This window comes from Marinobacter maroccanus, assembly GCF_002933275.1.
Taxonomy (GTDB): domain Bacteria; phylum Pseudomonadota; class Gammaproteobacteria; order Pseudomonadales; family Oleiphilaceae; genus Marinobacter; species Marinobacter maroccanus.
In genome coordinates, this window is record NZ_PSSX01000007.1 from 155,441 (window position 1) to 166,663 (window position 11,223).

Below are 11,223 nucleotides of genomic sequence, written 5' to 3' on the forward strand. Positions count from 1 at the left end.
CGAGCAACATGAACGACGAAAGCCAGAAAGAAAAACTCAGGCAGCATTTCGCACGCCGTGTAACAACCCAGGCCCGGGTTGTTCTCGACACCTGGCAGAAAATTCACGAAGACCGAGACAAGGCCGCCGCCCACCGCAACGAGTTTGCCGCCGCCGCCGATAAGCTGGTGCGCTACGCCCAGCGGTTCGAAATGGACAGCCACGCCAGGGCCGGGCAGACCACGCTGGAACTGATCAACCAGTGGGAACCGGGTTCGGCACTGGACGATAGCCTTGAGCGACGGCTGCAGGACGCCATCGAGACCCTGTCCCAGAGCACCCTGCGCAGGACCGACCTCAACAGTTCCGAGTCGCCCCACCAGTTCCGCCGCACCCCGGTCTACATTGCTCTGGCCAACCAGGAAATGGCTAGCCGCCTGATCCGGCAACTTGAGTTTTTCGGCTTCCGGGCCTCGGCCTTTGCCAACGCCGATGAACTCACCGAAGCCTGCGCTCTCCATAAGCCCGAAACCATCCTGGTGGACGTCAATTTTGGCGGTTCGGCCAACGCCGGCATTACCACCATCGAACACCTGCAGGAACGTCACGATACGCCCATCCCCATTATCTTCATGAGCGACGAGGACGGCTCTATCGAAACCCGCCTGCAGGCCTCACGTTGCGGCGGGGAAGAGTTCTTCTATCCTGCCGTCGACCCGGGCCAGCTGATCGAAAAGATCGAAACCTACACCCACGGGAATACCGTGGAGCCCTACAAGGTTCTGGTGCTGGACGACTCCCGGGCCCAGGCCAAGTATATGGAAACGGTGTTGAAGAAGGCGGGCATGACAGCCCACATCATCACCGACCCGATGCAGATCATCCACGCGCTGGAGGAGTTCTCTCCGGAGATCATCATCCTGGACATGTATATGCCCGGCTGCACCGGCATGGAAATCGCCCGGGTGATCCGCCAGCAGGACCGCTTCCACAGCGTGCCCATTATTTACCTGTCGGCCGAAGAAGACGTCAGCAAACAACTCCATGCCATGAGCCTGGGGGGTGACGACTTCCTGACCAAACCCATCGACCCGAAACACCTGATCGCCACCATCCACAACCGCGGGCGCCGTGCCCGCTCCCTGCTGGCGCTGATGATCCGTGACAGCCTGACTGGCCTGTTCAATCACACCCATACGCTCCACCTGCTGGACCAGGAGATTGTGCGGGCGCGCCAGAAAGACCAGTCGCTGTGCTTTGCTATGATCGACATCGATTATTTCAAGAAAGTGAACGACACCTTCGGCCACCCGATTGGCGACCGTGTGTTGCGAAGCCTGTCGATGTTCCTCAAGCAGCGCCTGCGCAAGACCGATCATATTGGCCGATATGGCGGAGAAGAATTTGCCATTATCCTGCCCAATACCCGCCCGAGCGATGCCCGGAACGTTCTCAATGAAATCCGGGAGCGGTTTTCGGAGCTGCAGCAGCCGGCCGGCGACCGCGAATTCAACGTCACCTTCAGTTGCGGCATCGCAGCCTGGAATGACGACACCTCGCAGGCATTGTGCGAGCGGGCAGACCGGGCGCTCTACAGTTCCAAGGAACTTGGCCGCAACTGCGTGACGGTGGCGGATTCCTGATTCCTGGCGGTCCCGGGCCGTATCCCTCTGCGCAAAACTTCCCAGACAATTTTCGGTCGGGCATGGCTCAGTCACTGCCCGGCTGCTACCTTTTATGAAACCAACGTCGTATAGAAGTTCGTTCCGCCGTTCACGACAATGATTGTCATCAGCGGAAAGGTCCCGTTTCGATTCATGTGCCGTCTTTTTACGACCAATGGACAACAGGAACGATTGTCAAAAAGTGTTGATCTGAACAAAACAAGCACGCACCATTGGGGGAACATGCCGTTAAATTCGGCGATCCTGTAAAAAGACACCAAGGCAGACAGCACCATGTCGACAATTCTCGTACTCCATGGACCCAACCTCAACATGCTCGGCACACGCGAGCCGGAGGTCTATGGCTACGAGACACTGGCAGATATCGACGACCGGTTGCGTTCACAGGCGGCAGAGCGCGGGCACCATCTGCTGCACCTGCAATCAAACGCCGAATACGAACTGATTGAACGGGTTCACGAGGCCCGGGCGGAAGGCGTGGATTTCATCATCATCAATCCAGCAGCTTTCACCCACACCAGCGTTGCCCTGCGGGATGCCATGCTGGCTTCGGGAATTCCTTTTGTTGAAGTGCATCTTTCCAACGTGCATGCACGGGAACCGTTCCGGCATCACTCCTATTTCTCGGATATCGCCGAAGGCGTTATCTGTGGGCTGGGTAGCCAGGGGTACGACCTCGCACTCCAGGCGGCCCTGAAACGCATTCACCGATAGACCTGACACAACGGGACTGGACTGACTATGGATATTCGTAAAATCAAGAAACTGATCGAGCTGCTCGAGGAATCTGACGTCGAGGAGCTGGAGATTCACGAAGCGGACGATTCGGTGCGTATCTCCCGCCGCCGTGAGCCGGCCGCAGGCACCCAGTACGTGAGCCACTATCCGGCGCCTGCCCAGCAGCCCGCGCCAGCTCCGGCCCCGGCAGCATCTGCCCCGGCCTCCGAAGAATCTTCTGCGCCAGCAGGTCCGTCGGGCCATACCGTAAAGTCGCCCATGGTGGGCACCTTCTACCGTTCTCCTTCTCCCACCGCCAAGGCGTTTGTGGAAGTTGGCCAGACGGTCAAAGAGGGTGATGTCATCTGCATCGTGGAAGCCATGAAGATGATGAACCAGATTGAGGCCGACAAGAGCGGAACAATCCAGGACATCCTGGTCGAGAATGGCCAGCCGGTTGAGTTTGACCAGCCCCTGGTCGTCATTTCCTGAACGCGGTGATAGCTACTCATGGCCATGTTAGAAAAAGTTCTGATCGCAAACCGGGGTGAAATTGCCCTCCGGATTTTGCGCGCGTGCAAGGAGTTGGGCATCAAGACCGTGGCAGTGCATTCCCAGGTCGATCGAGACCTGATGCATGTGCGTCTCGCTGACGAGTCCGTCTGTATTGGTCCCAACAGCGCGACCGACAGCTACCTGAACATCCCGACCATCATCAGCGCCGCCGAGGTGACCGATTCCGTGGGTATCCACCCCGGCTATGGTTTCCTCGCCGAGAACGCCGATTTTGCCGAGCAGGTGGAAAAAAGCGGGTTCCGGTTTATCGGACCAAAAGCGGACACTATCCGCCTGATGGGCAACAAGGTGTCGGCCATCAACGCCATGATCAAGGCCGGCGTTCCGACCGTGCCAGGATCGGATGGCCCGCTGGACGACGACGAAGAGCGCACTCTGCGGATTGCCCGTGAAATCGGCTACCCGGTGATGATCAAGGCGGCTTCCGGCGGCGGTGGTCGCGGCATGCAGGTGGTCCACTCAGAGGCGGCTCTGCTAAAAGGTGTCCAGATTACCCAGAGTGAGGCCAAGAACGCCTTCGGCGACCCTACGGTGTACCTGGAAAAGTTCCTGGAGGCCCCGCGTCACGTTGAAGTCCAGGTGCTGGCTGATATGCACGGTAACTGCATTCATCTGGGCGACCGTGACTGCTCCATGCAGCGCCGGAACCAGAAGGTCATCGAAGAAGCCCCGGCCCCGGACGTCGATCCGGAATCCCGGGAGCGCACCCTCAAGGCGTGCACCGATGCCTGCAAGGAAATCGGTTATGTGGGCGCCGGCACCTTCGAATTCCTGTACCAGGACGGCGAGTTTTATTTCATCGAAATGAACACCCGGGTTCAGGTGGAGCACCCGGTCTCCGAAATGGTTACCGGCGTGGACATTGTCCGCGAGCAACTACGCATCGCCAGTGGTCTCCCGCTGCAATACACCCAGGACGACATCCGGATTTCCGGGCACGCCATGGAATGCCGGATCAACGCCGAAGATCCAAAAACCTTCGTACCCAGCCCGGGCAAGGTCACGCATTTCCACGCCCCCGGCGGTAATGGTGTGCGGGTGGATTCACACCTGTATAGCGGCTATACGGTCCCGCCCTACTACGATTCCCTGGTGGCAAAACTGATCACCTGGGGCGATGACAGGGACATTGCCCGGCGCCGCATGAAAAATGCACTTGATGAACTGGTGGTCGAGGGCATCAAGACCAACCAGCCCCTGCATCGGAAACTGGTACGCGATGGTGGCTTTAAAAAGGTAGACTTCACCATCCACTACCTTGAGAAACTGATGCGGGATTAATCATGCCCTGGATACAACTCCAGATCCCGGCTGATCCGGACAATGCGGATCAGCTGGAAGATCTGCTCATGGAGATGGGCTCCGACGCCGTCTCCATGGAGGATGCCGCCGACCAGCCCCTGTACGAGCCCGACCCGGGCACCACCCCTCTCTGGAGCCAGACTACCGTGACCGGATTATTTGATTCCGGCCGGGATATCGAGCAGCTTTGCGCCGATATCCGGGATGCCTGGCACCAGCAAACCCAACAGGCGCTTCCCGAAATCGAAGTGACACTGGTTGAGGACAAGGATTGGGAACGGGCCTGGATGGACGATTTTCAGCCCCTGAAATTCGGCGAACGCCTCTGGATTGTTCCCAGCTGGCACGACGCCCCGGACCCCGATGCGGCGAACCTGATGCTGGACCCAGGCCTGGCCTTCGGCACCGGCACCCATCCGACCACAGCCCTGTGCCTGGAATGGCTCGACGGCCAGGACGCCCGGGGCAAGCAGGTCATCGATTATGGCTGCGGCTCAGGCATTCTCGGCCTTGCGGCCCTGCTGCTTGGCGCAGACCATGTGATTGGCGTCGATACAGACCCGCAGGCCCTCGAAGCCAGCCGTGAGAATGCACGTCGTAATGGCGTTGATGATAGCAAGCTGGACCTGTTTCTGCCCGAAGACGAACCCGAGACCAAAGCCGACATCATGCTGGCTAATATCCTGGCCCAGCCCCTGATCGGCCTTGCCCCTCACCTTGCATCCCGGACCAGACCCGGCGGCGACCTGGTGTTGTCCGGCATACTGTCCAACCAGGCCCGGGAAGTGATGGCCGCCTACGAGCCCTGGTTCGTGATGGACGAGCCCGAACAGCGGGAAGAGTGGATACGCCTCACAGGACGGCGCAACGACAGATGACGAAACCGGTCTTAACGACTAAACTCCGACACTCGTAGCCCAGTCGCTTTCAGGAAGAAGCATGACCCAGAGCAGCCTGCAGACACAGTGCCCGAACTGCCAGACCCGATTCCGGGTAACCGAAGAACAGCTTGGCATTGCCAAGGGCAAGGTACGCTGCGGGAACTGCATGAAAGTGTTCAACGCCATCGAACACCAGGTTATCCCCGGCGGGGGCGAGAAACCACAAACTCCACCCACCCCTGAGAAACCGGCGGACACTCCATCTTCGGCCGGCACCGGCGTCAGCGAGGAAGATTTTGTCTTCGCTGACAACCCAGAAGAGGATGCGGCGGAAGGCCGCTACGCCGGCACCAAGCTGACCTTCTCCGATGACGAGTTAAGCGACAGCTTCCGCAGCTTTGATGAACGCGACGAAGCAGACTACAAGGACGCTGACACCGACAGTTCCGATGAGCAAGTCGATGAAAGCTGGGCCGAAGCCATTCTTCAGGATGACGAGCCAGCAGCCCGGAAACCCTCTGAACCCCAACGCCCCGAGCCTGCCCCCGAACCAGAGCCCGAGGAAACCGCGCCTGAACCGGAGCCGAGAGCAGAGCCTCGCCCTGAGCTGAGCCTCGAAGAGGAACCGGTGTTCGAGCAGACAGCAACACCCTCTTCCGCTGCCACCCGGCCGACCAGGGAACCTGATCCGTTCGATGACTTTGTGGACGAATCCGGTTTCGATTTCGATGAAACGGATCGACCGGCCGACGCCTTCCATGCCGACCCGCCCTTCCGGGACTTGCGTCGCGACCCCGTTGCCGTCGATTCGGGCGGAAGCGGCATCCGGACCATAGTGTGGAGTGTTATTGTGCTGGGCCTGATCGGCGTTCTGATTGCCCAGGTAACCTGGTTCCAGTTTGACCGTCTGTCGGCCATTCCCGAGTTGCGGCCATTCTATGAAAAAGGGTGCGAGCTGGCCGGCTGTGAGCTCAAACCGCTGATCAACGTTGAAGCCATACAGAGCCGGAAACTGGTGGTTCGGACCGACCCGGATAACCGCTCGCAACTGGTAGTCGATGCTGTGATCATCAACCGGGCCGACTTCGAACAACCGTTTCCTGCCATTGCCCTGACCTTTTCCAACCTGAATGGCGATGTGGTTGCCCAGAGCCTGTTCACGCCCGAAGAATACCTGGCCGGCGAAGGCAGGGAGCTGGACGCCATGCCCACGGATACGCCCGTGCGCATTGCCATCAACATCCGGGATCCCGGTCGTGACGCAGTGAATTACAACATCCTCTTCCGCCCCCACGCACCCTGATGCAGTAAGGAAGTATTTACTCGACAGCCATTACCGACGGCCATCGCACAGAACAAAAGTCAACCAGAAAGGGCGAAAAATAATCAATTTTTTCACCGCCCAGCCCCTTCAATCATGGTCCACCCGGCGGTATCATTACCGCCCTTCGGATGCTGGATCGGTTACTTATTGAACAACCGCTCAGTCCGACCTTTGCTTAACCCGCTGTGACACGGACTCAGATCATGCTGCCAACGGCAAAAATCGGGCCGTACACCTTGCCCAACCCTTTGATTGTTGCGCCCATGGCTGGCGTAACAGACCGCCCTTTCCGTCTTTTATGCCGGAGGTTGGGCGCTGGTCTGGCGGTGTCGGAGATGGTCATAGCGGACAGCAAACTCTGGCATACGCGCAAGTCCCGGACACGCCTTAACCATCAAGGTGAGCCGGAACCCCGCTCGGTGCAGATTGCCGGCGGTGATCCGCAAATGCTGGCCGACGCCGCCCGTCAAAATGCGGAATTCGGCGCCCAGATCATCGACATCAATATGGGTTGTCCGGCCAAGAAGGTCTGTAACAAGGCGGCCGGCTCCGCCCTGATGAAGGATGAAACCCTGGTTCGCGACATTCTTGAGGCGGTGGTTCAGGCGGTTGATGTTCCCGTCACCCTCAAGATGCGTACCGGATGGGATCGGGACAACCGCAATGCACTGGTCATTGCCCGGATGGCGGAGGACGCCGGGATTCAGGCTGTTGCCATCCATGGCCGGACCCGTGCAGATAAGTACGAGGGCAACGCCGAGTACGACACCATCGCCGATGTGAAGTCCCGCATCAGCATTCCGGTGTTTGCCAACGGGGATATTACATCGCCGGAGAAAGCCCGGGACGTGCTTCGCCATACCGGTGCTGATGGGTTGCTGATAGGCCGTGCCGCCCAGGGCAGCCCCTGGATTTTTCGGGAAATCCGGCATTTCCTGGAAACCGGCAGCCACATGGCCGCACCGGAGCTGGATGAGGTCGAGGATATTCTGACCGAGCATCTCCAGGCACTGCACGCCTTCTATGGCGAGACCATGGGTGTGCGTATTGCCAGAAAACATGTGGGCTGGTACCTGCAGTCCCACGATCCGGGTAAACAGTTCCGCAAACGCTTCAACGCCATCGACGATGCGCTGGAGCAGAGAGACACGATTCAACGGTATTTTGCAGGCTTACGAAATGGAGAGGTATTCGCAGCATGAGCGCTGAGACTTTGGCAAACGACAACCTGAGCACCCCGGCCAACGATGATATCCATCAGTTGCAGACGGTGAACAGCAGCGGCAACACCGTCACACTGCGCGACAGCGTTGAGGTGGCCCTGAAAAACTACTTCGCCCAGCTGGACGGCGCTCCGGTGACCGAAGTCTACCAGCTGGTACTTTCCGAAGTGGAAGCCCCGCTGCTGGAGCAGGTGATGAAATACACCCGTAACAACCAGACCAAGGCCTCTACCATGCTGGGTCTGAACCGAGGAACCCTGCGCAAGAAGCTGAAGCAGTACGGTCTGCTATAATCCAGACATTTGAAGAGGGCCTCCCGGACACCATTCGCGAGGCCCTTATTCGTTCATCTCCAGCGAAGAAAGTGACCCATGGCAAACCAGGCTAACACCTCCGTCCGTCGCGCCCTGATCAGCGTGAGTGATAAAACCGGCATCGTCGATTTCGGACGCGCCCTGACCGAGCGCGGCGTTGAGCTGCTCTCTACTGGTGGCACCTACCGGCTCCTGAAAGAAAACAGCATCTCGGTAACAGAAGTCTCTGACTACACCGGTTTTCCCGAAATGATGGATGGCCGGGTAAAAACCCTGCATCCGAAGATCCATGGCGGGATTCTTGGCCGCCGTGGTACCGACGACGCCGTAATGTCCGAGCATGGCATCAGCCCTATTGATATGGTTGTGGTCAACCTCTATCCGTTCGAGGAGACTGTGGCTAACCCGGATTGTGACCTGCCGACTGCCAGTGAAAATATTGATATCGGCGGGCCGACCATGGTTCGCGCCGCCGCCAAGAACCACAACGACGTCGCGATCGTGGTGAACGCCTCCGATTACAGCCGGGTTCTGAAAGAGCTGGATGCCAACGATGGCCAACTGAGCTACAGCACCCGGTTCGATCTCGCGGTCAAGGCATTTGAGCACACGGCGGGCTACGATGGCGCCATTGCCAACTACCTGGGTGGCCGCACGCCAGACAACGACAACGTCGATTTCCCCCGCACCTTCAACGCCCAGTACGTGAAGGTCCAGGACATGCGTTACGGCGAGAACCCGCATCAGCGCGCTGCCTTCTATGCCGAGCGCAACCCGAAAGAAGCCTGCGTAGCCACGGCCAAACAGCTCCAGGGCAAAGAGCTGAGCTACAACAACGTAGCCGACACCGATGCCGCCCTGGAATGCGTGAAGCCTTTTGCGGATCCGGCCTGCGTGATCGTCAAACACGCCAACCCCTGTGGTGTGGCGATCGGCGCCGATATCCGTCAGGCCTACGACCTGGCCTTCGCCACCGACCCCACCTCGGCCTTTGGCGGCATCATCGCCTTCAACCGTGAGCTGGATGCGGAAACCGCTAAAGCCATCATCGACCGCCAGTTTGTGGAAGTGATCATCGCCCCCACCGTCGCTCCGGAAGCCGTGGAACTGGTGTCCGCCAAAAAGAACGTTCGCCTGCTGGCCTGCGGCGAGTTTGACGGCGATCGTGCCCGTTCCATGGACTACAAGCGTGTCACCGGTGGCTTGCTGGTGCAGGATCGTGACCTGGGCATGGTCGCCATGGAAGACGTCAAGGTTGTGACCGAACGCCAGCCCTCCGAGCAGGAACTTAATGACCTGCTGTTTGCCTGGGAAGTGGCCAAATACGTCAAATCCAATGCCATTGTCTACGCCAAGGCCGGTCGCACCATCGGCGTCGGCGCAGGCCAGATGAGTCGGGTCTACAGCGCCAAGATTGCCGGCATCAAGGCCGCCGATGAAGGTCTGGAAGTGAAAGGCTCGGTGATGGCTTCCGATGCTTTTTTCCCGTTCCGGGACGGCATCGATGCCGCTGCCGCAGCGGGGATCACAGCCGTTATCCAGCCTGGTGGCTCCATGCGCGACCAGGAAGTTATCGATGCTGCCAACGAGCACGGCATTGCCATGGTGTTCACTGGCATGCGTCATTTCCGACATTAAGGGAAGGTTCGGGAGTGTCGGATTACGCCGTTGGCTAATCCGACCTACGATCTGAAGCACGAATACAGTAGGTCGGATTAGCCGAAGGCGTAATCCGACAAAACAGGAATACGCTCATGAATATTCTCGTCATTGGCTCTGGCGGCCGCGAACATGCGCTGGCGTGGAAAGCCGCACAATCCCCCAAAGCAGACCGTGTATTTGTGGCGCCCGGCAACGCCGGCACGGCACGGGAAACGGGTCTGGAAAATGTCGATATCGACGTGATGGATCTGGACGGCCTGGCCAACTTCGCCGCCACCAACAATGTCGGGCTTACCATCGTCGGCCCCGAGGCGCCCCTGGTGGCAGGCATCGTGGATAAATTCGAGCAGCGTGGCCTGCGGGTCTTCGGCCCGAGTGCCGGCGCGGCCCAACTGGAGGGTTCCAAGGCCTTCACCAAGGATTTTCTGGCCCGCCAGAAGATCCCGACAGCCGGCTACGGCAACTTCACCGACGTGGACGAGGCCCTGGCCTATGTTCGCCAGCAGGGCGCTCCGATTGTGGTCAAGGCCGACGGCCTGGCCGCCGGCAAAGGCGTGATCGTTGCCATGACACTGGAAGAAGCCGAAGACGCCATCCGCGACATGCTGGCTGGTAACGCGTTCGGTGATGCCGGCAGCCGCGTGGTCATTGAAGAATTCCTCGAAGGCGAGGAAGCCAGCTTCATTGTGATGGTGGATGGCGAGCACGTGCTGGCCATGGCCACGTCCCAGGATCATAAACGGGTCGGTGATGGCGACACCGGTCCCAATACCGGCGGCATGGGCGCCTACTCGCCGGCGCCGGTGGTCACTGCCGACGTGCATCAGCGCATCATGGACGAAGTGATATACCCGACCGTGCGCGGCATGGCGGCCGAGGGCCACCCCTACAAGGGCTTCCTCTACGCCGGCCTGATGATCGACAACAGCGGCGCCCCAAAGGTGATTGAGTTCAACTGCCGCTTCGGGGATCCGGAAACCCAGCCGATCATGCTGCGAATGAAGTCCGATCTCGTTGAACTGTGTGGTGCGGCCATCGACGGCAGGCTGGACCAGTGCCCCTCCGAGTGGGATGACCGCGCTTCCGTAGGCATCGTGCTGGCGGCCGGTGGTTACCCCGGCAGCTACAACAAGGGCGACGCCATTACCGGACTGCCGGAAACCGAGACCGAGGGCGAAAAAGTGTTTCACGCCGGTACTCGTCTCAATGGCGACCAGGTGGTCACCAACGGCGGCCGTGTTCTTTGCGCCACGGCGCTTGGCAATACCGTCACCGAGGCCCAGAAACGGGCCTACGAACTGGCCTCGCGGATCCAGTGGGATGGCGCGTTCTACCGCAAGGACATCGCTTTCCGGGCCATTGCCCGCGAGCAATCCTGAAGCAGAAGCCAACTTGGCCAGAACCAGTCCGCGAAAACGCAGCCCGGTCATTGACCGGGCTCAGATTGCTGACAAACCCTCGCCATTACGGCGGGGGTTTGTTGTAATTGGGGCATCGACTTTTCAGAGGCTGCCCCATGCTCAAAGAGCCGTCCCCGCAACAACACGAACTCGAGATGGT

General features: G+C 59.4%; 10 protein-coding genes. All 10 read left to right on the plus strand.

Annotated features, from left to right (window positions below):
• Positions 1–8: 8 nt before the first annotated feature.
• The gene (locus KEHDKFFH_RS10440) at positions 9–1,622 is read left to right on the plus strand and encodes a diguanylate cyclase (RefSeq protein WP_104321860.1); all 1,614 of its coding nucleotides are present in this window, start codon (positions 9–11) and stop codon (positions 1,620–1,622) included.
• Positions 1,623–1,937: 315 nt separating this feature from the next.
• Complete coding sequence (gene aroQ, locus KEHDKFFH_RS10445) at positions 1,938–2,378, plus strand: type II 3-dehydroquinate dehydratase (RefSeq protein WP_104321861.1); 441 nt, start codon at positions 1,938–1,940, stop codon at positions 2,376–2,378.
• Between the two features lie 27 nt (positions 2,379–2,405).
• A complete protein-coding gene (gene accB, locus KEHDKFFH_RS10450) occupies positions 2,406–2,873 on the plus strand; it encodes an acetyl-CoA carboxylase biotin carboxyl carrier protein (RefSeq protein ID WP_104321862.1) in 468 nt (155 codons plus the stop codon).
• Positions 2,874–2,891: 18 nt separating this feature from the next.
• Positions 2,892–4,238 carry an acetyl-CoA carboxylase biotin carboxylase subunit gene (gene accC / locus KEHDKFFH_RS10455; protein WP_104321863.1) on the plus strand — a complete coding sequence of 449 codons (1,347 nt, stop codon included), beginning with the start codon at positions 2,892–2,894 and terminating at the stop codon, positions 4,236–4,238.
• A gap of 2 nt (positions 4,239–4,240) precedes the next feature.
• A complete protein-coding gene (gene prmA / locus KEHDKFFH_RS10460) occupies positions 4,241–5,137 on the plus strand; it encodes a 50S ribosomal protein L11 methyltransferase (RefSeq protein ID WP_104321864.1) in 897 nt (298 codons plus the stop codon).
• A gap of 61 nt (positions 5,138–5,198) precedes the next feature.
• Positions 5,199–6,443 (plus strand): DUF3426 domain-containing protein, encoded by a 1,245-nt coding sequence (locus KEHDKFFH_RS10465; RefSeq protein ID WP_104321865.1) that lies wholly within the window; start codon positions 5,199–5,201, stop codon positions 6,441–6,443.
• Positions 6,444–6,667: 224 nt separating this feature from the next.
• Positions 6,668–7,666: a tRNA dihydrouridine synthase DusB gene (dusB, locus tag KEHDKFFH_RS10470; protein WP_104321866.1), complete on the plus strand. Its 999-nt coding sequence runs from the start codon at positions 6,668–6,670 to the stop codon at positions 7,664–7,666.
• Complete coding sequence (fis, locus tag KEHDKFFH_RS10475) at positions 7,663–7,980, plus strand: DNA-binding transcriptional regulator Fis (RefSeq protein WP_008170934.1); 318 nt, start codon at positions 7,663–7,665, stop codon at positions 7,978–7,980. The genes dusB and fis overlap by 4 nt, the downstream gene beginning before the upstream one ends.
• Positions 7,981–8,058: 78 nt before the next feature.
• The gene (gene purH / locus KEHDKFFH_RS10480) at positions 8,059–9,639 is read left to right on the plus strand and encodes a bifunctional phosphoribosylaminoimidazolecarboxamide formyltransferase/IMP cyclohydrolase (RefSeq protein ID WP_104321867.1); all 1,581 of its coding nucleotides are present in this window, start codon (positions 8,059–8,061) and stop codon (positions 9,637–9,639) included.
• 116 nt (positions 9,640–9,755) lie between these two features.
• A complete protein-coding gene (gene purD, locus KEHDKFFH_RS10485; protein WP_104321868.1) occupies positions 9,756–11,042 on the plus strand; it encodes a phosphoribosylamine--glycine ligase in 1,287 nt (428 codons plus the stop codon).
• Positions 11,043–11,223: the final 181 nt, after the last annotated feature.

Bases quoted from the DNA above. Each gene is read 5' to 3' on its own strand.
- purH (WP_104321867.1), top strand. From the start codon at position 8,059: ATGGCAAACCAGGCTAACACCTCCGTCCGTCGCGCCCTGATCAGCGTG.
- dusB (WP_104321866.1), top strand. From the start codon at position 6,668: ATGCTGCCAACGGCAAAAATCGGGCCGTACACCTTGCCCAACCCTTTG.
- aroQ (WP_104321861.1), top strand. From the start codon at position 1,938: ATGTCGACAATTCTCGTACTCCATGGACCCAACCTCAACATGCTCGGC.
- accC (WP_104321863.1), top strand. From the start codon at position 2,892: ATGGCCATGTTAGAAAAAGTTCTGATCGCAAACCGGGGTGAAATTGCC.
- KEHDKFFH_RS10465 (WP_104321865.1), top strand. From the start codon at position 5,199: ATGACCCAGAGCAGCCTGCAGACACAGTGCCCGAACTGCCAGACCCGA.
- KEHDKFFH_RS10440 (WP_104321860.1), top strand. From the start codon at position 9: ATGAACGACGAAAGCCAGAAAGAAAAACTCAGGCAGCATTTCGCACGC.
- purD (WP_104321868.1), top strand. From the start codon at position 9,756: ATGAATATTCTCGTCATTGGCTCTGGCGGCCGCGAACATGCGCTGGCG.
- accB (WP_104321862.1), top strand. From the start codon at position 2,406: ATGGATATTCGTAAAATCAAGAAACTGATCGAGCTGCTCGAGGAATCT.
- fis (WP_008170934.1), top strand. From the start codon at position 7,663: ATGAGCGCTGAGACTTTGGCAAACGACAACCTGAGCACCCCGGCCAAC.
- prmA (WP_104321864.1), top strand. From the start codon at position 4,241: ATGCCCTGGATACAACTCCAGATCCCGGCTGATCCGGACAATGCGGAT.